Source organism: Streptomyces lusitanus (genome assembly GCF_042647945.1).
In the GTDB taxonomy this organism is placed as follows: domain Bacteria; phylum Actinomycetota; class Actinomycetes; order Streptomycetales; family Streptomycetaceae; genus Streptomyces; species Streptomyces pseudogriseolus.
Map to the genome: position 1 here is coordinate 171,352 of NZ_JBHRWL010000007.1, position 22,277 is coordinate 193,628.

The 22,277-nt window shown below is 72.5% G+C and carries 22 protein-coding genes, 2 pseudogenes and 4 riboswitches; of the genes and pseudogenes, 8 read left to right on the plus strand and 16 right to left on the minus strand.

All coding sequences use genetic code 11. From position 1 onward, the window contains the following. Positions 1 to 263: 263 nt before the first annotated feature. Genes rpsR through rpmG form a run of 4 tightly spaced genes read right to left on the minus strand, consistent with a single transcriptional unit; the run spans position 264 to position 2,153 of the window. Complete coding sequence (gene rpsR, locus ACFOSY_RS12595; RefSeq protein ID WP_369153189.1) at positions 264 to 500, minus strand: 30S ribosomal protein S18; 237 nt, start codon at positions 498 to 500, stop codon at positions 264 to 266. Positions 501 to 536: 36 nt separating this feature from the next. After that, on the minus strand, positions 537 to 1,691 hold the full coding sequence (locus tag ACFOSY_RS12600; RefSeq protein WP_394306858.1) for a CobW family GTP-binding protein: 1,155 nt from the start codon (positions 1,689 to 1,691) through the stop codon (positions 537 to 539). Further along, positions 1,691 to 1,945 carry a type B 50S ribosomal protein L31 gene (locus tag ACFOSY_RS12605; protein ID WP_394306859.1) on the minus strand — a complete coding sequence of 85 codons (255 nt, stop codon included), beginning with the start codon at positions 1,943 to 1,945 and terminating at the stop codon, positions 1,691 to 1,693. Before ACFOSY_RS12605 ends, ACFOSY_RS12600 begins: the two co-directional genes overlap by 1 nt. 43 nt (positions 1,946 to 1,988) lie before the next feature. Continuing rightward, positions 1,989 to 2,153, minus strand: a complete 165-nt coding sequence (gene rpmG / locus ACFOSY_RS12610; RefSeq protein WP_269726976.1) for a 50S ribosomal protein L33 — start codon at positions 2,151 to 2,153, stop codon at positions 1,989 to 1,991. Positions 2,154 to 2,225: 72 nt separating this feature from the next. Here rpmG and rpmB point away from each other — a divergent pair, with 72 nt between their 5' ends. Together rpmB and rpsN are read left to right on the plus strand one after the other, a co-directional pair. Continuing rightward, positions 2,226 to 2,462, plus strand: a complete 237-nt coding sequence (gene rpmB / locus ACFOSY_RS12615) for a 50S ribosomal protein L28 (protein ID WP_030833456.1) — start codon at positions 2,226 to 2,228, stop codon at positions 2,460 to 2,462. Beyond that, positions 2,462 to 2,767: a 30S ribosomal protein S14 gene (gene rpsN / locus ACFOSY_RS12620; protein WP_225656982.1), complete on the plus strand. Its 306-nt coding sequence runs from the start codon at positions 2,462 to 2,464 to the stop codon at positions 2,765 to 2,767. The genes rpmB and rpsN overlap by 1 nt, the downstream gene beginning before the upstream one ends. A 361-nt stretch (positions 2,768 to 3,128) precedes the next feature. Here rpsN and metE read toward each other — a convergent pair whose 3' ends face one another. The 9 genes from metE to ACFOSY_RS12665 form a co-directional block, all read right to left on the minus strand. Further along, on the minus strand, positions 3,129 to 5,447 hold the full coding sequence (metE, locus tag ACFOSY_RS12625; RefSeq protein ID WP_394306860.1) for a 5-methyltetrahydropteroyltriglutamate--homocysteine S-methyltransferase: 2,319 nt from the start codon (positions 5,445 to 5,447) through the stop codon (positions 3,129 to 3,131). Positions 5,448 to 5,638: 191 nt separating this feature from the next. Beyond that, positions 5,639 to 5,869: riboswitch (cobalamin riboswitch) on the minus strand. A gap of 104 nt (positions 5,870 to 5,973) precedes the next feature. Then, positions 5,974 to 6,774 (minus strand): ABC transporter ATP-binding protein, encoded by an 801-nt coding sequence (locus ACFOSY_RS12630; RefSeq protein ID WP_394306861.1) that lies wholly within the window; start codon positions 6,772 to 6,774, stop codon positions 5,974 to 5,976. After that, on the minus strand, positions 6,771 to 7,886 hold the full coding sequence (locus ACFOSY_RS12635; RefSeq protein ID WP_394306862.1) for a FecCD family ABC transporter permease: 1,116 nt from the start codon (positions 7,884 to 7,886) through the stop codon (positions 6,771 to 6,773). Before ACFOSY_RS12635 ends, ACFOSY_RS12630 begins: the two co-directional genes overlap by 4 nt. After that, positions 7,883 to 8,908, minus strand: a complete 1,026-nt coding sequence (locus ACFOSY_RS12640) for an ABC transporter substrate-binding protein (RefSeq protein WP_394306863.1) — start codon at positions 8,906 to 8,908, stop codon at positions 7,883 to 7,885. Before ACFOSY_RS12640 ends, ACFOSY_RS12635 begins: the two co-directional genes overlap by 4 nt. Positions 8,909 to 8,936: 28 nt before the next feature. Then, positions 8,937 to 9,114: riboswitch (cobalamin riboswitch) on the minus strand. 53 nt (positions 9,115 to 9,167) lie between these two features. Continuing rightward, a complete protein-coding gene (locus ACFOSY_RS12645) occupies positions 9,168 to 9,917 on the minus strand; it encodes a class I SAM-dependent methyltransferase (RefSeq protein ID WP_394306864.1) in 750 nt (249 codons plus the stop codon). Next, entirely contained in the window at positions 9,886 to 11,154 is a 1,269-nt protein-coding gene (locus ACFOSY_RS12650; RefSeq protein ID WP_394306865.1) for an MFS transporter, read from the minus strand. The genes ACFOSY_RS12645 and ACFOSY_RS12650 overlap by 32 nt, the downstream gene beginning before the upstream one ends. Beyond that, the gene (locus tag ACFOSY_RS12655) at positions 11,147 to 12,400 is read right to left on the minus strand and encodes an ATP-grasp domain-containing protein (RefSeq protein ID WP_394306866.1); all 1,254 of its coding nucleotides are present in this window, start codon (positions 12,398 to 12,400) and stop codon (positions 11,147 to 11,149) included. Before ACFOSY_RS12655 ends, ACFOSY_RS12650 begins: the two co-directional genes overlap by 8 nt. Then, complete coding sequence (locus ACFOSY_RS12660; RefSeq protein ID WP_394306867.1) at positions 12,397 to 13,419, minus strand: cysteine synthase family protein; 1,023 nt, start codon at positions 13,417 to 13,419, stop codon at positions 12,397 to 12,399. Before ACFOSY_RS12660 ends, ACFOSY_RS12655 begins: the two co-directional genes overlap by 4 nt. After that, positions 13,416 to 14,351 (minus strand): GHMP family kinase ATP-binding protein, encoded by a 936-nt coding sequence (locus ACFOSY_RS12665; protein WP_394306868.1) that lies wholly within the window; start codon positions 14,349 to 14,351, stop codon positions 13,416 to 13,418. Before ACFOSY_RS12665 ends, ACFOSY_RS12660 begins: the two co-directional genes overlap by 4 nt. Positions 14,352 to 14,518: 167 nt before the next feature. After that, positions 14,519 to 14,749: riboswitch (cobalamin riboswitch) on the minus strand. A 206-nt stretch (positions 14,750 to 14,955) separates the two neighbouring features. Between ACFOSY_RS12665 and ACFOSY_RS12670 the strand changes: the two genes are divergently transcribed. The 3 genes and pseudogenes from ACFOSY_RS12670 (at position 14,956) to ACFOSY_RS12680 (ending at position 17,317) form a co-directional block, all read left to right on the plus strand. Next, entirely contained in the window at positions 14,956 to 15,936 is a 981-nt protein-coding gene (locus tag ACFOSY_RS12670) for a ferric reductase-like transmembrane domain-containing protein (protein ID WP_394306869.1), read from the plus strand. Positions 15,937 to 15,987: 51 nt separating this feature from the next. Next, a riboswitch (cobalamin riboswitch) is annotated at positions 15,988 to 16,134 on the plus strand. Positions 16,135 to 16,195: 61 nt separating this feature from the next. Then, a complete protein-coding gene (locus ACFOSY_RS12675; protein ID WP_394306870.1) occupies positions 16,196 to 16,600 on the plus strand; it encodes a (2Fe-2S) ferredoxin domain-containing protein in 405 nt (134 codons plus the stop codon). Between the two features lie 34 nt (positions 16,601 to 16,634). After that, positions 16,635 to 17,317, plus strand: a pseudogene (locus tag ACFOSY_RS12680) ((2Fe-2S)-binding protein). 26 nt (positions 17,318 to 17,343) lie between these two features. Here the strand turns inward: ACFOSY_RS12680 and ACFOSY_RS12685 are convergent. Genes ACFOSY_RS12685 through tsaD form a run of 3 tightly spaced genes read right to left on the minus strand, consistent with a single transcriptional unit; the run spans position 17,344 to position 19,332 of the window. Beyond that, complete coding sequence (locus tag ACFOSY_RS12685; protein ID WP_394306871.1) at positions 17,344 to 17,700, minus strand: hypothetical protein; 357 nt, start codon at positions 17,698 to 17,700, stop codon at positions 17,344 to 17,346. 16 nt (positions 17,701 to 17,716) lie between these two features. After that, complete coding sequence (locus ACFOSY_RS12690) at positions 17,717 to 18,286, minus strand: GNAT family N-acetyltransferase (RefSeq protein ID WP_394306872.1); 570 nt, start codon at positions 18,284 to 18,286, stop codon at positions 17,717 to 17,719. Next, a complete protein-coding gene (gene tsaD / locus ACFOSY_RS12695; RefSeq protein ID WP_394306873.1) occupies positions 18,283 to 19,332 on the minus strand; it encodes a tRNA (adenosine(37)-N6)-threonylcarbamoyltransferase complex transferase subunit TsaD in 1,050 nt (349 codons plus the stop codon). The genes ACFOSY_RS12690 and tsaD overlap by 4 nt, the downstream gene beginning before the upstream one ends. A 142-nt stretch (positions 19,333 to 19,474) precedes the next feature. On the opposite strand from tsaD, the pseudogene ACFOSY_RS12700 reads away from it, so the two are divergent. The 3 genes and pseudogenes from ACFOSY_RS12700 to ACFOSY_RS12710 all read left to right on the plus strand — a co-directional run. Further along, positions 19,475 to 19,799 (plus strand): annotated as a pseudogene (locus tag ACFOSY_RS12700) (cobalamin biosynthesis bifunctional protein CbiET); the annotation flags it as partial. Between the two features lie 294 nt (positions 19,800 to 20,093). Continuing rightward, the gene (locus ACFOSY_RS12705; protein ID WP_394306874.1) at positions 20,094 to 21,578 is read left to right on the plus strand and encodes a PepSY-associated TM helix domain-containing protein; all 1,485 of its coding nucleotides are present in this window, start codon (positions 20,094 to 20,096) and stop codon (positions 21,576 to 21,578) included. Then, on the plus strand, positions 21,575 to 22,216 hold the full coding sequence (locus tag ACFOSY_RS12710) for a DUF5134 domain-containing protein (RefSeq protein ID WP_394306875.1): 642 nt from the start codon (positions 21,575 to 21,577) through the stop codon (positions 22,214 to 22,216). Before ACFOSY_RS12705 ends, ACFOSY_RS12710 begins: the two co-directional genes overlap by 4 nt. The last annotated feature ends 61 nt before the right edge of the window (positions 22,217 to 22,277 follow it).

Genomic DNA, 22,277 nt, shown 5'->3' on the forward strand with positions numbered 1-22,277 from the left:
CAGACGAGACAGTGGCGGTGCCGCCCGTCGGCGGGCCGAGGTCGGTACAGCCGCTCCCCGCCTTTCTCCGGCATCACCATCGGTCTGACCACGGTGTACCGGATGCAAGGTGAAGCCGCCGCGCTGGTGCAGTGCGCTCATCACGGCCTTCCGTTGGCGTGTCGGGCGCAGAAAATCGAGATGCACCCCTCCTCCAAGGGGTGCATCTCGTGTGCTTCCGTATTGCTTGGGCAAAGGCTTGTGCAGGACTAAGGGGTCGCCTCTCATCGAGTCGAGTAGGGGAGAAGCGCCATCTCCCGGGCGTTCTTGATCGCTGCGGCGATCTGCCGCTGCTGTTGAGCCGTGACGCGGGTGACGCGGCGGCTGCGGATCTTGCCGCGGTCGGAGATGAACTTCCGCAGCAGGTCCGTGTCCTTGTAGTCGATGTACGTGATCCCGGCCGCGTCCAGCGGGTTGGGACGGGACTTGACGGGCTTGCGGGGGTTCTGGCGGGGGGCCATGGCGCTCCTTCTGTGCTGAGGCGGACGGGGCCTGGATTACGCGACGGGGTCGAGGAGAGAGTTGAATGCGGCCGGGAATCGCTTCCACGCTTCGGGCCCCGCGGCGTACTCGGCGTCGGTGAGCAGGCAGGACTCCAGCACCCGCTCGAGTCCGTCGCGGTCCAGGCCGGGTGAGGTGAAGACGAGGTGCTGGCAGCGGTCGCCGTGCTCGGGGTGCCAGTCCAGTGCGGCGGCCGCTCGGCGTACGGGCGGGGCCAGTTCCCAGGCGGCGTCCGGCAGGGAGGCGAGCCACGGGCCGGCGCTCTCCACGCACAGGGCTCCGCCTGCGGCGTCCCAGGCGAGCAGGGTGTCGGGGCGGTCGGCGAGCCAGAACCGTCCGCGGCTGCGGGCCGCGGCGCAGCAGAGGTCTTCCAGCGCCTGGTAGAGACGTTCGGGGTGGAACGGGCGGTGCCGGCGCCAGACGAATGTGGTGACGCCTGCCTCTTCGGCTTCCTGGGGGAGCAGGGCGCAGGCCGGGTGCTGGGCTGCCGCGGCGGCTTCGATGTCGAAGCCGGCGAAGGCCAGCCGAGCGAGTTCCGGGGAGTCGGCGCTCACCTGGCGTGCGGTGGGGTGGAGTTGAGTGAGCAGTGCGCGGTCCTCGTCGTCGGCGTCCTCGCTCTCCACGACGGCGAGAACGGGGGCGTACTCCAGTTGCCTGGCCCAGGTGTCGCCGACCGTGCGCTGGTCGCCGGCCGCGGCCGCGAGGCCCGCCTCGGCCAGGTCGTCGCCGTTGCCGAGGCAGGGGAGGACGAGTGCCGGGTCGACCGCGGTGATCACGTTGGTGAGCCGGATCGCGTCGCCGCCGTGGTGGACGACGACCTCGGCCATCCCCTTGGGTTCCACGGAGTCCCAGAGTTCGACGACGGCGAGCCGGGTGAGGCCGGTGTCGGCGAGTCGTTCCAGCTCGGGGACCAGGTCTTCGCGCAGCGCACAGCACGCGCAGTCGTTGACCAGCGGGGCCTCTTCTCGTGACAGCTCGCCCGAAGCGTCGCGCACCTGGCGCAGAACGGTGCCGTCGGCCGCGGAGGACAGGTCGTGGTGAAGGGCGACGCTGCCGGGTACCAGGCGCAGGAGGTGCTCCACGACCTTGCGGCGTGCCTCGGAGTGGAGCCCGGCGACGATGACGACGGGCAGTCCGGTCTCGTCCCGCATCAGTTGGCTCCGCGTCGGCCGTACCGGCGTTCGAACCGTTCGACTCGCCCGGCGGTGTCCAGGACCCGGGCGGTGCCCGTGTAGAAGGGGTGGCTGACGTTCGAGATTTCGACGTCGACCACCGGGTAGGTGGTGCCGTCCTCCCACTCGATCGTCTTGTCACTGGTCATGGTGGAGCGGGTGAGGAACGCGTAGTTCGCGGCACGGTCGCGGAAGACGACGGGACCGTACGCGGGGTGGATTCCGGGCTTCATGGGGCGTCCTTGGGATCGGAGGTCGGTGGCGTGGTGCGGGAGGTCAGCGTTCCTCGCGGAAGTCGACGTGGCGCCGGGCGACCGGGTCGTACTTGCGCAGGACCATGCGGTCGGGGTCGTTGCGGCGGTTCTTGCGGGTGACGTACGTGTAGCCGGTTCCCGCGGTGGAGCGGAGCTTGATGATCGGGCGTACCTCATTGCGTGCCATGAGCGGTACTATATGGGAATGGTTTCCATTACCAAAAACTAGCCCCGTCTCAGGTGAGAGGTAGGTACGACCTTGTCCGCCCACTGCCAACTGACCGGCGCCCAGCCGGGCTTCGGCAACACCATCTCCCACTCGCATCGGCGCACCTCGCGCCGTTTCGACCCCAACATCCAGCGCAAGCGCTACTGGCTGCCCAGTGAGGGGCGGTACGTCCGGCTGACGCTCAGCGCGAAGGCGATCAAGACCGTCGACAGCATCGGCATCGAGGCCGCCGTGGCCCGCATCCGCGCCCGAGGGGGGAAGGTCTGATGGCCAAGAAGAGCAAGATCGCGCAGAACGAGAAGCGCAAGGCGGTCGTCGAGCGGTACGCGGCCCGCCGCGCGGAGCTGAAGGAGATCATCCGCCGGCCGTCCTCCACCGACGCCGAACGCCGGGCCGCAGTGGAAGAACTGCGGCGCCAGCCCCGCAACGCGAGCGCCACCCGAGTACGCAACCGGGACAGCGTGGACGGGCGGCCGCGCGGTCACCTGCGGAAGTTCGGCCTGTCGCGCGTCCGCGTGCGGGAACAGGCCCACGCCGGCTTCCTGCCCGGGGTCACCAAGTCCTCCTGGTAGACCCTCCGCTGGCGCGACGGGCCCCGGGTCCGGCCGTGACTCGGCGGAGTCATGGCCGGACCGGAGGCGCTGAGCGTGCCTGCGGACGTCAGGGCAGGCACAGGCAGCTGAGCCCGGTGGCCCTCGGCCGGGGAGAGCCGCTGCGCGGCGGTGGCGGACGTGACGAACAGGTAGGGCCCGGTCGCGTGCGGGGGGCATGAAATCGAACGAGTAGGAGCGGCCTCTAGAAGCTGGCCCGCCTCCCCCTGGCGGCGCCCGCGAGTCCCCTCCGCTTGCGCGAACCGCTCCCCGCGGTGGGGCGGTCCTGTGGAGGGTGGAGGCCGGGGCACCGGTGGCGCCCCGGCCTCTCGGGTCGTGCGGGTCAGGACCCGGACAGCTCGTCGCGCACGGTGCGGGCGGCGGCGACCAGGTTTTCCAGCGAGGCGCGGGTCTCCGCCCAGCCGCGGGTCTTCAGGCCGCAGTCGGGGTTGACCCACAGCCGCTCCGCCGGGATGGCCTGCAAGCCGGTGCGCAGCAGGTCCGCGGCCTCCTCGGCGCTCGGGACACGCGGGGAGTGGATGTCGTACACGCCCGGGCCCGCCTCACGCGGGTAGCCGTGAGCGGCCAGCTCGTGGGCGACCTGCATGTGTGAGCGCGCGGCCTCCAGGCTGATGACGTCGGCGTCGAGGTCGTCGATGGCCTGGACGATGTCTCCGAACTCGGCGTAGCACATGTGGGTGTGGATCTGGGTGTCCGGCCGCACGCCGCCGGTGGTCAGGCGGAACGCCTCGGTGGCCCAGGCCAGGTAGGCCGAGTGCTCGGCGGCGCGTAGCGGCAGGGTCTCGCGCAGGGCCGGTTCGTCCACCTGGATGACGGACGTGCCGGCCGTCTCGAGGTCGGTGACCTCGTCACGCAGGGCGAGGGCGACCTGGCGGGCGGTGTCGGCGAGAGGCTGGTCGTCGCGGACGAAGGACCAGGCGAGCATGGTGACCGGACCGGTGAGCATGCCCTTGACCGGCCGGGAGGTGAGGGACTGGGCGTACGTCGTCCAGCGCACGGTCATCGGCTCGGGCCGGGAGATGTCGCCGGCCAGGATCGGCGGGCGGACGTACCGGGTGCCGTAGGACTGGACCCAGCCGTGCCGGGTGGCGAGGTAGCCGGTGAGCTGTTCGGCGAAGTACTGGACCATGTCGTTGCGTTCGGGCTCGCCGTGCACGAGGACGTCGATGCCGGTTTTCTCCTGGAAGGAGACGACCTCCTGGATCTCCGCCTTGACGCGTTCCTCGTAGGCGGCCGTGCCGATCCGGCCGGCCCGCAGGTCCGCACGCGCTGCCCGCAGTTCGCCGGTCTGCGGGAAGGAGCCGATGGTGGTGGTCGGCAGCAGCGGCAGACCGAGGTGCTCCCGTTGGGCGGCGGCCCGCTCGGTGTAGGGCTGGGAGCGTCGGGCGTCGGCTTCGGTGACGGCGGCGGCGCGGGCGCGCACGGCCGGGTCGTGGGTGATGGGGGAGCCGGCACGGGAGGCGAGGTCGGCGCGGTTGGCGGCGAGTTCCGCGGCGATCGTGTCGGCGCCCTGGGCGAGGCCCTTGGCGAGGGTGACGACCTCGGCGGTCTTCTGCCGGGCGAAGGCGAGCCAGCGCAGGATCTGCGGCTCGATGTCACGCTCGGCCGACGCGTCCAGCGGCACGTGGAGGAGGGAGCAGGAGGCGGCCACGTCGACCCGGCCGGCCAGCCCGAGCAGGGTGGCGAGGGTGGACAGGGACTTCGCCAGGTCGTTGACCCAGATGTTGCGGCCGTTGACGACGCCGGCGACCAGCCGCTTGCCGGGCAGTCCGCCGACGGCGGCCAGAGCCTGAAGGTTTCCGGCCGCGGACTCGGTGAAGTCCAGGGCGAGGCCCTCGACCGGCGCCTTGGCCAGCACCGGCAGGGCGTCACCGAGCCGGTCGAAGTACGAGGCGACGAGCAGCTTGGGCCGGTCGGTGAGGGCGCCGAGGTCGCGGTAGGCGCGGGCGGCGGCGTTCAGCTCGGCCGGGGTACGGTCCTGGACGAGCGCCGGTTCGTCCAGCTGGACCCACTCGGCGCCCGCCGCCCGCAGGTCGGCCAGAATCCGCGCGTAGACCGGCAGCAGCCGGTCCAGGAGGGTGAGCGGTTCGAAGTCCGCCGACACGCCGGGCGCGGGCTTGGCGAGCAGCAGGTAGGTGACGGGGCCGACCAGGACCGGCCGGGCGCTCAGCCCCAGCGCCAGGGCCTCCTTCAGCTCGCCGACCTGCTTGCCCGAGTCGGCCGTGAAGACGGTGTCGGGGCCCAGCTCGGGCACCAGATAGTGGTAGTTGGTGTCGAACCACTTCGTCATCTCCAGCGGCGCGACGTCCTGCGTGCCGCGGGCCATGGCGAAGTAGCCGTCCAGGGCGTCGGTCTCGACGGCGACGCGATGCCGCTCGGGGATCGCGCCGAGGGCGACGGTGGTGTCGAGGACATGGTCGTAGTACGAGAAGTCACCGGTCGGCACCTCGTGGACGCCGGCGTCGGCGAGCTGCTGCCAGTTGTCCCGGCGGAGTTCGGCTGCGGTCTCCCGGAGGGCGTCGGCGGTGACGCGGCCCTTCCAGTAGCCTTCGATCGCCTTCTTCAGCTCCCGGTTCGGGCCCTGGCGGGGGTAGCCGTACACGGTGGCCCGTGCTGCCGCGGCTGCGGACTTCGCTGTCACGGAGATCTCCTTCGCGAGACGATTCCCTGAGATCCCGGCGACGGGACGAGAGCGCGAAGGGGTGACGAACCGGACGGCACGAAGCGCGCCCGGCAAGGCACGGTCGTCCGCCCGGTATGTACTCCCCGGACTTGGTCCAGGGGTGCCCACAACCCGCCCACGAGGTCACCGGGATGTCCGCGCACGAGTGGTTCGCGCGCGGGCAGGTGGCAGGTCTTCGGACTCGCGGGCACCTCTCGTCGTACCAAGTCGTACGAGACACCTACTGGCCGTCGCTTCCCAGGCCCGTACGTCGGACCCAGTGCGTATGACGGCGGTCGTTCCCGCTCACCGCTGCGGGGCAGTCCCGGATTCCCACCGGGTTCCCTCTTGCGACGCATCCCGCCTGGCGGACGGGGCGAACCAGCTGCATCCGTCACCCTACGGGGTCGTCGTGCCGGAAGGCAGCGCGACGTCCGTCATTCGGACAACGTGACGGGACGCCGAACCGGGAACGCCACAGAGGGGGAAACGCCGCCGGAGTGGCTCACGAACGTGACTCCTCGGGGAGGAAGGTCACCTGCGGGGCGCCCGTGCGTGGATGGGTGGTGACTTCCGCCGCGACTCCGTAGACCTCGGCCAGGAGTTGTGGGGTGAGGATCTCGGAGGGCGGGCCGGAGGCGGTGATCTCACCGTCGTTGAGGACGTAGAGGCGGTCGCAGTAGTAGGCGGCGAGGTTGAGGTCGTGCAGGGCGAGCAGCACGGTCGTGGGCAGGCGGCGCAGAGCGTCGAGGACGGACAGCTGGTGGCGGATGTCGAGGTGGTTGGTGGGTTCGTCGAGGACGAGGAGGGTGGGCTGCTGGGTGAGGGCGCGGGCGATGAGGACGCGTTGGCGCTCGCCGCCGGAGAGCCGGTCGAAGGGGCGGTCGGCCAGATGGACGGCGTCGACCGCGAGGAGCGCGCGGTCGATGAGGTCGGCGTCCTCGGGGGTGTCACCGGAGAGGAGCCGTTTGTGCGGGGTGCGGCCCATGGCGACGACCTCGCGGACGGCCAGGTCGAAGTCGGCGGCCGAGTCCTGGACCACCGCCGCCACGGTGCGGGCCAGTTGCCGCGCCGGAAGCGCCCAGGCGTCGTCCCCGTCGACCCGGACGTGCCCGGTGTCGGGGCGCAGGACGCGGTAGACGGCGCGCAGGAGGCTGGACTTGCCGCTGCCGTTGGGCCCGACGAGGCCGATGGTCTCGCCGGGGCGGGCGGTCAGGGAGACGTCGTGCACCAGGTGGCGGGCTCCGGCGGTGAGCGTGACGCCGTCGACGTGCAGTTCGGCCGGGGGCGTGTCGGTCGCGGTCATGCCACTCCTCGGTCGGTGCCGCGGCGGGCGTCCCGGCGCATCAGCCACAGGAAGAACGGACCGCCGCACAGGGCGGTGAGGACGCCGACGGGTATCTCCATCGGTGATGCGACCGTCCGTGCGGCGATGTCGGCCCAGACGAGGAAGACCGCCCCGCCGAGCGCCGCCGTCGGCAGGACCCGGCGGTGGTCGCCGCCGACGAACAGGCGCACGATGTGCGGCATCATCAGGCCGACGAAGCCGATCGGTCCGGCCGCCGCGACCAGCACGCCCGTCACGAGGGAGAGCAGCACGAACAGCCGGGCGCGGAAGCGGGCGACGTCCAGTCCCATCGTGGTGGCCGCCTCCTCGCCGGCCAGCAGCAGATTCAGGTTGCGGGCCTGCGCCAGGAGGACGCCGACGCCGAGCAGCAGGGCCGTGCTCGGCAGCCACAGCGTGCCCCAGTCGACGCCGCCGAGGCCGCCGAGGGTCCAGGCGAGGACCGCGCGGGCCTCGTTGCCGCGGTCGGTGGTGAGCAGCAGCAGATCGAGGAGCGCGGTGAGGACCGCCGCGATCGCCACTCCGGACAGCACCAGCCGTGACGAGGTGATGCGTCCGCCGGTGCGGGCGGTGGCGTACACGAGCAGGAGCGCGCCCAGGGCCCCCGCGAAGGCGGCCACCGACAGGGAGAGGGGCCCGAAGAGCGTGACCCCGAACACGATCACCGAGACCGCGCCGAGCGACGCCCCGGAGGAGACGCCGAGCAGGTAGGGCTCGGCGAGCGGATTGCGCAGCAGGGCCTGCAGGGCGGTGCCGATCACCGCCAGACCGGCACCGGTGACCGCACCGAGCAGCACCCGCGGCGCCCGCACGTCCACCACGATGGTCTCCCGGGCCCGCGACCAGTCCGGATCCTGCCAGCCGGCGCCCAGCGCGTGCGTCACGATGCCCCACACCTGGCCGGGCGGCACCTGGACGGAGCCGATCGCGAGGCCCGCCATGGCGGAGACCAGGAGCAAGGCGGTGAGTACGAGCAGTGTGACGGCCAACTTCGTACGGCCCGCCCCTGACGCGTCGGCCTTCCGCCGGCGCACCGCCTCTTCGGCGGGCGTGCCCGTGGCGGCCTGGGTCACCGGAAGCTCTCGGGGTGCAGTCCGCGGGCCAGGTCCTCGACCGCGTAGGCCGAGCGGATGCCGACCAGGGTGGCGGTCAGGGGCAGGACGACGAACCGCTTGTTCCTGACGGCGGGTACGTCGGCGAGCGCGGGCTGGGAGAGAAGGTACCTCTTCTTCTCCTCGACGCTTCCGGCGCCGGCGTAGTCGTAGATGGCGATGACGTCCGGCTTGCGCTCGACGACCTGCTCCCAGGAGACGTCGCCGAAGACGTCGTCCAGGTCGGCGAAGACGTTCTCGCCGCCGGCCAGGCGGATGAGCTCGGTGCCCAGGCTCTTGCCGCCCGCGGTGAAGGCGCTCTTGTCGCCGCTGTCGTAGACGAAGACGGACACCCGGGATCCGCCCTCGACCGCCGCGGTGGCCTTGCCGACGCGGCTTTGCAGGTCGGCGACCAGCTTGGCGGCCCGGTCCGGGACACCGAAGATCGTGCCGATGGTGCGGATCTCGTCGTAGGTGTCCTGCATCGTCACCTTCTTCTTGCCGCAGTACTCGCGGTTGAGGTAGGTGTCGATGCCGGCGTCGGCGAACGCCTCGCGGGAACGGCCCTCCTTCTCGTCGAAGGCGCTGCCGTAGCCGCCGTAGACGAAGTCGGGCTCGGCGTCCAGGACCGTCTCGAACGACGGTTCCCTCTCCGCCAGTTCGGGGATCGCCTCGTAGTCCTTCTCGAGTTCGGGCAGGACGGCGGAGTCGGGGAAGGCCGTGCCGACCATGCGGTCCTTCAGGCCGAGGGCGAGCATGAGTTCCGCGGGGTGCTGGTGGATGGTGACCACCCGCGACGGGGGCTCGTCGTAGGTCGTCCTCACACCGCAGTTGTCGACGGTGACGGGAAAGCCCGCCGGCGCCGCGGCGGTGGCCTTCCCGTCACCGTCGGTCCCGTCGGACGAGCCGCAGCCGGTGGTCAGCAGCACGGACGAAAGAGCCAGGGCAGCGGCCGTGGCACGGAGGAACCCGCGTGTGCGGGCAGGGGTGAACGAAGGGGACACGTGAAGCCTCCTGGAGTCCGCGCTCCTCGGATCGGGCCCGCGACGGACCAGTGTCCTGACTCCCGGATCGGCGTTCCCTCCGCCTTCCCGCGCTGGGCGCAGTGGCATGTCGGAGGGGCGCTCCCCGGTCACAGTGGCGGGACCGTGCCGGATTCGCACCGGCTTCCTGTCTCCCGTCGCGGCGATGACCAGGTGATCCTACGTTTCCCCGAGCCGACGGCGAAAGGGCGTGCGGGCCCGGCCGCACGCCCCGCCTTCCTCACGCCTCGCGGACCGCCCGCAGGACGAGCCGCTCGGCGTTCTCGTCGTAGGGGCGCCCGTCGAACCCGCCGAAGACCTCCACGCGCCCGAACCCCGCCTCCTCGGCCATCCGCCGCAGCTCCACCGCGCTGTACACGAACCAGGTCAGGGTGGCCCGTGTCACCCGCTCGCCCCGGACCAGCACCCACTCGCTGCGCAGTCGCGCCCACGCGTCCAGCACGGTGTCGGTCTGCACCATCAGGTCGTCGCCCCGCCGCACCACCTTGGGCGGGGTGACCCTGCGGGCCAGGAGCTCCTTCCCGGCGACGTCCAGAACGAGTGTGCCGCCGGGTGCCAGGCAGGTGTACATCGTGCGCAGGACGCGCGCGTTGTCGGCGGGGTCCTCGAAGTACCCGAAGGAGGTGAACATGTTGAGGACGACGTCGAAGCCGCCCGGTGCCTCGTACGCGCGGGCGTCGGCTCGTACGTACGTCACGTCGGCACCGGCGTCCGCCGACCGCTTGCGTGCCCGGTCCAGCATGGCCGGGCTCAGGTCCACTCCGGTCACGCGGTGCCCGCGGCGGGCGAGCGGGACCGTGAACACGCCCGGCCCGCAGCACAGGTCCAGCACGCGTGACCCGTCGGGGAGAGCGAGCAGCGGGGAGGTGTCGAGCAGTTCCTCGGCCTGTTCGTAGCGCTGCTCGGAGAAGAGGAAGTCATGGAACTCGGTCCAGAAGTCATCGTCCTGGAATCCGCCCGTCCGTGTCATCGCGCGTCAGTGCTCCTTCGGGATCGCCGTCGGGGACAGGGAGCCGCGCCGTGCGACGGCGCAGCGTGAGCAGCAGAGGGGGAAGCAGCAGACACTGGACGGCGGCCAGCAGCCAGAACCATCCAGTGTGTCCCGCCCGTTCGCCGAGGCCGTACAGCTGGCCGCCCAGCACGCCGCTCGCGCAGGCGCCCAGGCCCGCGGCCAGCCGCTGCTGACCGAAGACCACGGCGTCGGAGCGGGGGCTGCGGCGCAGCGCCTCCAGGTCGTTGTTGAGGAACAGCACGATGTCGCCGAGGGTGATCAGCGCTCCGCCCGCCAGCAGTGCCGCCCGGGTACCGGCCGCCAGCACGGCCAGGCCCGCCGCCAGACCGGTGAAGCCGACCGCGAGGGCGAGGGCGTACGGCATGCGCCGGATCAGGCCGGACGCGAGCGGCTGTACGACGATGACCAGCGTGAAGCAGAGCAGCAGCACCACGCTGTAGAACGCGCTGGAGGCGCGCTCGACGGCGTACACCGCCAGGAAGTGCTGGAAGTGGAAGTAGAGGTAGAAGGCCAGCGCGTTGGCGGCGAACGGCAGGACCGCCACACCGGCGAGGAGACCCGGGCGAGCCGTGTCCGCGGACTCGGTGCGATGCGTGCCGTCGGGTCCGGGAAGCCGTGCGTGTCCCGCCGTGACCGCGAGGAACAGCGCCGTGACGGCCGCGAACAGCCAGCCGGGCGAGGACAGGACGAAGGGTCCGGCGATCAGTGGGCCGACCGCCATTCCGGCGTTGAGTGCCGCGTTGCCCGCCGACAGGAACGCCGGCCGGCGCGCGTCGTCGACGCCGTGCACCAGGTACGCCTTGTTCGCGGGCAGGTAGAGCGCGGCACCGCAGCAGGTCAGCACCAGCGCGCCGACCGCGAGGGGCGGCCAGCGCAGGGCCAGCAGGAGCCCGGTGAAACCGGCGGTGCGCACGACGAGGGCCCACACCATCGTGCGGCGCAGCCCGATCCGGTCCGCGAGGGCCCCGCCGACGATGCCGCCGGAGAACTGCACGAGCGACGCGACGGCCAGGACGACACCGACCGTGCCGAGCCCCATCCCGAGCCGTTCGTGCAGGAACACCGACATGAACGGCAGGACCATGAAGCTGCCGAGCGGAATGAGGAACGAGCTGAGCAGGAGGAACCGCAGCGGGCCGGTGAGCGGGAACAGCGAGGCCCGCAGGCCCGGTTCCCGGGCGGTGCGTTCACCCACCGGGCGCCTCCGGGCCGGCCGGGTCGGAGAACGGGCCGGTGCGTACCCGCAGGGCACCGGCCGCGGCCACCGCGCGGTGGGTGGCGAGTTCGGCGGTCTCCGCCTCGGCGTACACGATGCCCGCGTATCCCCGGCTGTCGCCCAGGTGCTCGACGGGATCGCCGACGCGTTTGACCGGGTACCAGGCGGGTGTTCCCGGCATGCCGGTGAGCCGGTCGAGCCCGGTGACGCCGGTGAACACGCCGGGTGCGGCCGGGTAGCCGAGAACGAAGGCGACGGCCGGACCGCCGGGACAGTCCGCGTCCATGAGACGGGGGCGGCGGCCGAGCGCGGCCTCGATCATCGCCTCGTACACGTTGACGCCGAGCGCCCGGCACAGGCCCTCCCCGACCAGCGCGCCTCCGATGCGGGGGTTGACCTCCACCACTTCCGGGCCGTCGGCGGTCAGTACGAACTCCACGTGAGCGAACCGGTCGGTGTAACCGATGGCGGCGAGCACCTGATCGAGCCAGGACTCGAGTGATGTCCGCTGTGGGGCCGGGAACGCCACGGGGAAGGCGGTGATCTCCTCGCGGAAGTGCGGCTCCGGCGACATGAGCCGGCTGGAGACGCCGAGCAGTCGCGTGCGGCCGTCCCAGGTGAGCGTCTCGGCGCTGTACACCGGGCCGCTGAAATAGGGTTCGGCGAACAACCGTCCCTTCAGGTCCCGGCCGGACGCCTCCGCCAGCGCCGCGTCGAGTTCCTCCTCGTCACGGACCAGCCACACGTTCTGGCTGCCGGTGCCCGCCGTGTCCTTGAGCACGAGCGGCAGCCCCGTCCGCTTGAGCAGCAGCGCGCGTGCCTCGCGGTCCGGGGCGGCGCTTTCGACGGCCCGTGCGCGGGTGAGACCCGCGTCGTGCAGCCGGTTGCGTACGGCGGCCTTGTCCCGGGTCAGCCGCAGCACGGCGGGGTCGAGACCGGGCAGGCCGAGGCGTTCGGTGAGGGCGGCGCCGGCCAGGGTCCAGGTGTCGGTGGAACTGATCAGGCCGCGCAGTCCCGGGGTGCGCCGGAGCAGAGCGGCGGACCGCTCCACGTCGAAGGTGTCGGTCACGACGACGTCGAGGGCGCCGGCGGGCAGCCGGTCCAGTTCGTAGGTGTAGTAGGCGGGGTCCCGGGTGAGGAGCAGCAGGCGCTCGCCGAGCCGGTCGGCGGCCCGGACCAGACGGCCGAGGCCGAAGGTCAGCGACTCCAGGCAGGCCACGGTCATGCGGCACTCTCCTTCCAGCGTGCCGGGCAGGGAGTGCGCCGCCACGTCATCCTCGACCAGGGCATGGTCATCTCCTCCGGACCGCGGACCTCGACGGGCTTCAGCGCGGCCGGGTCCAGGGCCTCGGTGTGCCGGGCGAACACGCGCTCCACGTAGCGGTGTCCGGTGTCGGCCCCGATCACCAGGTGCAGTCGGTCGGGGTGACGGCGGGCCTCGTACGTCGCCGTCAGATAGCCGGCACCGGTGGACAGCCCGGCGAACACCGCGTGCTCGCGCAGCAGGGCGACGGCGCCGGACATGGCGTGGGTGAAGTCCAGCCAGTGCACGGTGTCGTAGAGGTGGTGGCGGACGTTGTCGAAGACGATCGACGAGCCGATGCCGGCGATGATCGCCTCGGGATCGTGATGGTCCTGACTGCCGAAGGTGACGCTGCCGAAGGGCTGGACGCCGACCAGACGCACCGAGGGATCCGTCACGCGCAGGCGTTCCACGATGCCGCCGGTCGAGGCTCCGGACCCCACCCCGCCGACGACGGTCAGCGGCGCGTGCGGGAACTCCGCCGCGATCCGGTCGGCGACCTCCTGGTAGCCGAGGTAGTGGACGTCGTCGTGGTACTGGCGCATCCAGTGGTGGCCGGGACGCTCCGCGAGGATCTCCCGCACCCGTCGCACTCTCAGTTCCTGGTCGAGCTTGAGGTTGCGCGACGGTCTGACCTGTTCCACCGTGGCGCCGAGGATCTCCAGCTGGGCGAGGGTGGTGGCGTCGACGGTGGTGGACGCCACGATGTGGCATCGCATGCCGTACCGGTGGCAGGCCAGGGCGAGGGCGTAGGCGTAGATGCCGCTGGAGCTGTCGATGAGGGTCTGGCCCGGGCGGACCGTGCCCCGCTCCAGCAGATGGCGGACGGCGGCCAGGGCCGAGTAGATCTTCATCGATTCGAACCGCAGCAGGACCAGGCCGTCGGTGAGCCGGACGAGGTCGGGGACTTTCAGGGCGTCGGCGATGTGGGGGTGGATCACCCGTAGCCTCCTTGGGCGAAGGTGCACTGGTGGCCGAGCGAGTGGAAGAACGCGGAGAGTTCGGACGTGACCTCGGCCCGCGGGCGTGAGGTGAAGAGGTAGCCGGCCAGGCTGCCGGTGTGGGCGACGAAGACGCCGTCGGCGCCGAACCGCTCACGATGGGCCTGGAGGCTGCCGAAGGTCGCCTTGGGCAGCACCTCCTGGGACAACGCGGCGCTGACCGTCGCGGCGCGGGCGACGGCTGCCGGGTCGCCCGAGTCGAAGCCCTTCAGCAGATCGGTCAGACACCGCTCGTACTCCTCGCCGCGGCGCCGGTAGTGGTCCAGCAGCAGGGGAGTGACGGCGGCGGTGTCCACCGTGCCGGGTTCCGTCACGTAGGCGGTGTGGAAGCCGATGTCCGCGCCCAGCCGCCGCACCACCCGGTGCCGGCCGCTGAGGTACAGGGCGAACCCGTCGAGGAAGACACTGTCGGCGCGCTCGATGTCCGCGAGGACGCCGAGGACCACGTCCGTGTCGTACGGCAGGGAGAAGACGTGGAACAGGCAGCGCAGCGTCGCCACGATGTCCGCCGTCGAGCTGGCCATCCCCACGCCGACCGGAAGTTCGGAGTGAGTGCGCCAGTCGCCCGGGGGCAGGGTGAGGCCGTAGTGGTCGAGGAAGAGCCGCGCCGCTGTCGCCGACTTCTCACGCAGTACCGGAGGACGCGGCGGTCCCGTCGCCGCCCCGGGTGTGAAGTAGACCCAGGAGTGGCGGTCCACGGGGAAGGACACCACCGCGATCTCAGGGTCGGCGCCCGCTCGCAGCGGTCCCTGGTACAGCTCGCCCAGCGTTCCGTGGCAGACACCGGACACCGTGCCGCGGGACAGGTCCCGTCCCCTGAGGACACCCGCGGCGGGGCCGAGGGCCGTCTGCCCGTGGCTGCCGGGCGACACGGAGACCCGGGAGCGGAGTGACCGACGCGAAGCGGCTGGGTCCCGCACAGCATCCTCCTCCGTACCGGTCGTCGGGCAGCGACAGGGAAGGAGGCGCGGCCACACGCACGACGTACGACCGCCCGTACCGCCGACCCAGTCCACGAGGTCACGTGCACAGCCCGCGCGGGACGCGGGCGCAGTGGCAGGTCTTCGGACTCGCGGGCTCGTCCGCCGAAAGGGCGGACACCTACCGGCCGTCTCTTCCCCGGCCCTGGCGCGGGCCCAGTGACACCGACGGCTTTCGTTCCCACTCACCGCTGCGGGACAGTCCCGGATTCGCACCGGGTTCCCTCTTGCGTCGCGCCACCGGGCGTCCTGGCGGACGGGAGGCGCGAACCGACTGCGTGCATCAGCGTAGGCGCGCTCGTACGTCCGCGACAGTGGGGCTTCGACGGTTGTCCTGAATGTGAGGGGAGGCGGAAACCAGGTGTCTTCCCGGCCAGTTGTCGCCGCGCCTCTGGCCGGATCGCGCCTCGGGGGATCACTGCCCCATCAGCCAGACTTGTTGCCTCACGCCACACGCACACCGCTGCCGCGGTGGCCCGTGCCCGGGAGGCCCCTGATGACGTCAGACACGAGGCCGGACGAAGACGGGGCGGTGACCCCGGCCGGAAGGCGACGGCCTCCCGGGGACCGCGTCGCACTCCGTGCCGATCTGCGCTCCGCCGTGCCCGACGCCACCGCGGCGGTCGTGGTCACGGCGCTCGTGTTCGCCCTCCTGTGGGCGCGCATGGAGTCGGGTGCTTCGGACACCGTCGCGGTCATGCCGTTCATGGACGACGCCGGCACCTACTGGATGTACCTGCTCAGCCAGGCGTTCGGCTGGTCGGGGCTGCTGTGGGCCTGGGGCACGGTCATGCTCGGCCTGCTGCTGTCGGGGCCGCGCCCCGCCCGGCTGCCGGTCTCCCGGCAGACACTGGAGCGCTGGCACCGCACCACGAGCCTGACGACCATGGCGCTGATGTTCGCGCACGCGCTGATGTTCGCGGCGGAACTCGTGCGCTACGAGACGAAGGTGGACTGGGCCGAGCGGCTGTGGGTGGCCTTCGCGGACACCTTCGTGCCCGGCTGGTACGACTCCGGGACCGGCCAGGTCGCCATCCCGATCGGCCAGGGCGCCCTGTACCTGGCGATTCCGCTGGGGCTGTTGTTCTACGTCCGGCACCGCATCGGGGCGAACACCTGGCGCCGGCTGCACCGTTTCGTGATCGTCGTGTACGTGCTCAGCGTGTGGCACACACTGCTGTACGGGACCAACGTCTGGTACGGGGAGTGGCCGCGCACCGTCCTGTGGTTGTTGCAACTGCCGGTCGCCGCACTGCTGTTGCTGCGTCTGCTGAGACCCGCCCGGCGGGCCGAACGGCTGGGTTTCCCCGGCAAGGGCGCCGCCCGCCCGGCCTGGTGGGCGCGGGTGGCGGGACGGGTAGCCGTCGGAGCCGTCGTCGTCGGGCTGGTCGTCGTGGTGGTGTCCGGGCGTGACGGCGGACGGGACCGTCCGACCCATCCGCCCGCGACGGCCCCCCACGCACAGGAGACCGACTGACGGCCGGCACCGGGCGAGCGGGTCCGGCGGTCCCGGGATGGGATGATGGCCGCTGACAAGGCGACGGCGGAACGAGGAAGCCGGTGTGAATCCGGCGCGGTCCCGCCACTGTGATCGGCGAGCGCGTCCCGACAGGCCACTGCCCGGCAACGGGTGGGAAGGCCGGGACACCGCATCGACCCGAGAGCCAGGAGACTCACGCGGTCGCCACCTCGACGGACCCCGGGGCGGATCTCCCCGGAGAGAGGGACGGCACCGCATGCCCGCAACGCCGACCGGACGAACGACCGACGACGCGAGGACCGAGGCGGTGGCCGCCCCCGTGCCGTGCCGCGTCGTCGTGTGCCGCGACTGCTGCTGCGGCAGCCCCAAGGTGACCGGCGTCGACCACGCGGCCCAGACGGCACGTCTGCGCGCGCAGGTGCCGGTGCGGGTGTCCGCCTGCCTCGACGTCTGCGAACACGCCAACGTCATCGTCGTCCAGCCCTCCGCGCAGGGCAGGGCAGCGGGCGCCCGGCCCGTCTGGCTCGGACTGGTCAACGACCCGGACGCCACCGAGGACATCGCCGCCTGGGCACGCGCGGGCGGACCGGGCGTGGCGCCCCGGCCGGACATCCTCGACCTGTACACCATCACGCCGCCACGACGGCGCCCGGCCTCCTGACCGCACGGACCGAGAGGCGGAGGCAGGACACGTCGTGTACCAGGCCCGCGCCTCAACGACGTCGGTCGCCGCCGCGCTGCACGACGTGGCGAGCCTCGGCGGCTTCTTCACCCGCCGGTTCGGCGACCGGACGCCGGCCGGCACCCGGTCGCCCGCTCCTACACGGCGGGCTCCACCGACCTCGCCGAAGCCGTCGCACGCCGGCACCGAACCGTGGAGCCGCGCGTCGACGTCTCCCTCGCCCAACTCGGTCACGCCGCCCGCCTCTGGTCACCGGCCCTGACCTGTGTCGTCCTGCACGGCATCGTCCCCGACCTGGAGGGACTGGAGCGGGCCGACGACGGACCGGCCCTCCGGGTGCCCCGCCCGGCCGGCTGGTACGCCGACCGGCTCGCCGACGGTCCCGTCAGCGCCCTGTACGCGCAGGTGACGGGTCATCTGTCGGCACTGGCCGACGGGCTGCGCGTCTAGATCGCGCCACGCCTGCTGGACGGCAACTCGGCGTCGGCGCTCGCCGGGGCGGCCCACGCCCTGCCGGCACTTTGTCCAGCGGTGCGCGGACCGCGCACCGACCTCACGACGGCGCTGCCGGCCACCGGACGCCTGGCCGGCACCGGAGTGCTCACCGGCCCCGATCTCGCGTTCCGGCGCCGAAGCTGCTGCCTCTACCACCGTGCGGCGGAGGGCTCGACGTGCGGTGACCGCGGGCTGATGTGAGGTGTGCTCCCACGATGACCGCCGCGTCACGCGTCCGGAACAGCCCCGCAGGGTGATGCTGCGGGGTCAGGCGCGGGAGAGCAGGGCGGGCACCGAGGCGAGAGCGTCCGGGAGCGTTCGCTCGGGATCCCGCCGCCCTGGGCCCGCTCGGGGGAGCCGCCGCCTCTGCCGTCGAGCAGCCGCTTCACCAGGGCCGAGGCGTCCCTTCCCGCGTTCCGGGCCGCGCCGTTCACCGCGGCCACCAGCGTCGCCCGGTCGCCGGCCGGGGCGCCGATGACCACCACCCCGGGCCGGGCGGCGGGCAGCCGGTCCCGTACGGCGACGGTGTGGCCGCGCTCGGCGAAGACGTCGAGGAAGCGGCGGCGGATCTCGGCGGTGCGCACGGGGGACTCCGGGTGGCTACAGGGGCTGGACGGCCAGGGATCGGGCGGGGTGGCGGGGGCCGAGGAAGACCACGATGCCGTGCCCGTCGGGGGAGGGGTGGGTTGCCTGCGTCCAGCCCTGCCGACGGTAGAAGGCCACGGCCCGGGCCGACCGGAGGGAGGTGAGCAGCCAGGCACGGCCGTCCGGGGCGTCCTGGGTCACCGCGTGCAGCAGGCCCGCCGCGATCCCGGTGCCGCGGGTGGTGGAGCGGACGGCGAGTTCGTCGATCTCGCGGGCACCGCACAGCCACTCCTCGGTGCGGCGCGGCCCCAGACCGGCGGCGGCTTGCGGATAGCAGCGGTCGACCGGGAAGGGGGTGGGTGTGGTCCAGGCGGTGGCGAACCCCACGACGTCCGGTCCGTCGAAGGCGAGTGCGGCCGTGAACCCCGGACGCCGGGTGTCCGGGCCGAGCCGGGCGACGAACGCCTCGGCCCTGCCCTGGTCCTCGTTCCAGGGCGGAGCGCAGAACGCGTCGGCGTAGACGGAGCGCAGCGCCGCGCCGTAGGTCAGGAGAGCGTCGCACGGGACGACGCGGATGTCCGTCACGCCGCCACCGCTCCGGCCGCGACCGGATGCAGGGCCGCGTACTCCAGAGGCGCCGAGGGGTCGATCGACACGTCCAGCGGGGCCGGCGCGGCCCCGGCGCGTACGAGGAGGTCACCGACGGCGGCGATCATCGCGCCGTTGTCCGTGCACAGCCTGAGCGGCGGCACCCGCAGCGCGATCCCGGCCGCACGGCAGCGCTCCGCGGCCAGGGACCGCACCCGGGAGTTCGCGGCGACCCCGCCGACGACGACCAGCGTGCCGACGCCGTGCTCCGTACAGGCGGCGACCGCCTTGCGGGTCAGGACGTCGGCGACCGCCTCCTGCAGAGACGCGGCTCCGTCCCGCACGGGCAGTTCGCGTCCGGCGTGGGACTCCGCCCAGCGGGCCGCCGCCGTCTTCAGGCCGGAGAAGGAGAAGTCGTAGGAGCCCGGAAGCGGACGGGGGAAGGCGACGGCACCGGGGTCGCCCCCGCGTGCGGCACGGTCGACGGCCGGGCCGCCGGGGTACGGCAGGCCGAAGACCCGGGCGACCTTGTCGAAACACTCGCCGGCGGCGTCGTCCAGGGTGTCGCCGAGGTGGGTGATCGGGTCGCGGGCCAGGTCACGCACGAGGAGGAGCGAGGTGTGGCCGCCGGAGACGATGAGCACCACGCAGGGGTCGGGCAGCGGGCCGTGCTCGAGGGTGTCGGCGGCGACATGCCCGGCCAGATGGTGCACGCCGTGGAGCGGGACGCCCAGCGCGTAGGCGATGCCCTTCGCTCCCGCGAGGCCGACGTGCAGGGCGCCGGACAGCCCCGGGCCCGTGGTCACGGCGACCGCTCCGATGTCGGAGAGCCGCAGCCCCGCCCGGTCCAGTGCCTCCCGCACCACCGGGCGCAGGGCGTGCAGGTGGGCGCGGGACGCGATCTCGGGCACCACTCCGCCGAAACGGGCGTGCTCGTCCATGCTCGACGCCACGGCGTGCCCGAGCAGGCGTCCGTCCCGGACGAGCCCCGCACCGGTCTCGTCGCACGACGACTCGATCCCGAGCACGATCGGAGAGCCCACACCCGCCCCTTCCTGCGATCCGTTCGTTATTGCGAACAGTGTGCAATAAGATCCGTCCGCGTGTGAACCCGGATGCCGTCGCACGGTTGATCGCTCAGTGAGGTGCGCCTCTGTCGCCCCCTGAACTCCGAGGTGGCCGGCAGTGACCCCCGCCCGACAAGGCCCGCCCTCCGCCGTCACCGTCGTCGGGATCGGAGCGGACGGCCGGCAGGGGCTGGCCGAACCCGCCCGTCCGGAAGTCCGTCACCCCGAGGTGCTCATCGGCGGCCGGCGCCAGCTGGATCTGCTGCCCGCCGAGTGCGCCGGCGAGCGCGTCGTCCGGCCGTCGCCCCCGCCCCGCCGTCCCCCGTCTGCTCGCCGCTCACGCCGGCGGCCGCATCGCCGTCCTCGCCGGCGGCGACCCGATGTTCCACGGCATCGGACGAGCACTCGCCGAGGAGGCCGGCGCGCCGCGTGTCCTGCCTCACTTTCACGACGCGGGCGGAATGAGGGAAGCCCCCGCGAGGACGTGACTCGCGGGGGCTTCCTGTGCACCGGGCCGGGCGCACGCGCTCCTGGACGGCTGACCGCAGGAACCTTCCCGGGGTCTCCCGGTCGAGGGTCCCTCGCTGCGTGGTCCTCACGGCTCCTGACGCCGCGCCACCCTCAACCGCGAGCGTGTTGAACGTCACATTCCCTGCGGGGAACTCCTCTCGGTCCGCACCCGACCACTGCACCGGACCACGGATGCGGCAAGAGCCGTTCTGGCAGGGAGGACCGACATGACGGACAGCCGTACGGCGTCGGAGGCCGCGGAGATACCCGCCGGCCGAAGGCCGGACATGCCGGAGACGGACGGCGCGGACACCCCGTCCGGGCCGGCAGCGGCGGCCACCGGAACGGCCGGTGCTCCCGCGGTGTCGTGGAACGCCCTGCGCCCGCTGCTGCTGCGGCTCCACTTCTACGCCGGTGTCCTCATCGGTCCGTTCCTCCTCGTGGCGGCTGTCACCGGGCTGCTGTACACCCTGACACCGCAGATCGAGGCGGTGGTGTACCGCCAGGAACTGCACGTGACCCCCGACGGCGAACCCGAGGCCCTGTCGGCGCAGGTGGCCGCCGCGCGCGAGGCGGTCCCCGAGGGGACGCTGGTGTCGGTGACCCCGGCGCCCGGCCGCACGGACAGCACCAGGGTCGTCTTCGAGAAGCCGGGTCTGCCGGAGAACTACACGCAGACCGCCTTCGTGAACCCGTACACCAGTGAGGTCCTCGGCCAGGAACGCACCTTCGCGGGCTGGTGGATGCCCGTACGCGCCTGGGTGGACGGGCTGCACCGGCATCTGAACCTGGGCGAACCCGGCCGCGTCTACAGCGAGATCGCCGCCAGCTGGCTGTGGGTGGAGATCCTCGGCGGTCTCGCCCTGTGGCTGACGACTCCCCGGGCCCGCAACCGGGTCCGGCAGCTGTTCGTCCCCCGGCGCGGGCCGAAGGGGCGCAAACGCACCATGTCCTGGCACGCCGTGGTCGGCGTGTGGGCGTCGGCCGGTCTCCTCGGCCTGTCCGCCACGGGCATGACGTGGTCCACCTACGCGGGTGCGAGCATCGGGGAGATCCAGGCCGCCCTGGCCGGTCCGAGCCCGGCCGTCTCGACCAGCCTGCCCGACGCCGGGAAGGGCTCCGCCGCCGGCTCGGCCCCGGCGGCGGGCGATGTCGGCATCGACGCCGTCGTGGCCGCCGCGCACGCGGCCGGGCTGCGCGGGGTGATGAACGTGTCGCCGCCGACGGCGGATCAGGCCACGTACGTGGTCAAGGAGAACACCCGAAGCTGGCCCGAGCGCCACGACACCGTGGCCGTCCACCCGGCCACCGGCGAGATCACGGACCGCACGTACTGGGCCGACTACCCGTTCCTCGCCAAGATGACGAGCTGGGGCATCGACGCCCACATGGGCCTGCTGTTCGGCCTGGCCAACCAGATCGTCCTCGCCCTGCTCGCCATCGGCCTCATCGGCATGCTGCTGTGGGGGTACCGCATGTGGTGGCTGCGCAGGCCCACCCGAAGCGAGGGGTTCGCGCTCGGCAGGGCGCCGGCCCGGGGGACCTGGCGGCGGCTGCCGGGCTGGTTCCTCGCCCCCGCCGTCCTGGTCACCGCCGTGATCGGCTACTACGTACCGCTGTTCGGCATACCGCTGCTGTGCTTCGTCGTCGTCGACACGGCCGTCGGCTTCGTGCAGCGGCGCCGCGCCGGCCGGACGGAGGCCGCCGCATGATCAACGCGACCGGTCTCCGATGGATCCTCACCGTCCTGTTCGTCGTCCCCGCCCTCTACACGCTCTGGCTGGCGGCCACGCCCGCACGCACCCTCGCCAACCGGGTGGGCCACGTCCTGCACGCCGTCATGGGTGCCGCGATGGCCGCCATGGCCTGGCCCTGGGGAATGGACCTCCCCGCCGGTCCGCAGGTCGTCCTCTTCTCCGTGGCGGCGCTCTGGTTCGCGGCCGCCGCCGCGTTCCGCCTCCGCGGAACGTACTCGCTCCGGGCGGGGCTGTTCGCGGCGGTACCGCACGTCGTGATGATGCTGGCCATGGCCTGGATGGCGGCCGTGATGGACGGTCACGCGATGAGCTCCGGCGGCGGCGCCGGGGGCGGACACCACCACACGTCCGGGTCGGGCGCGGCCTCCATGATGTCGCTCAGCGGCCTGGGACAGCAGTGGACCGCCGGTCTGCTGGCCGCCGTACTCGCCGCGTTCGGGCTGGTGTGGCTGGCCCAGGCGTTCGACCAGGGGCGCGTGACCGTGCCGCCGGTGCGCGGCACCACCGTGCTCCTCCCTGAGAAGGCCGCCGAACCGGCCTGCCATGCCGCGATGGCCGTGGGCATGGCGGTGATGTTCGTTCTGCTGCTGTGAGAACCGTGAGACGCACATCACGAGCCACCCTCGGAACTCGGCCCGGCACCGGCCCGACCAC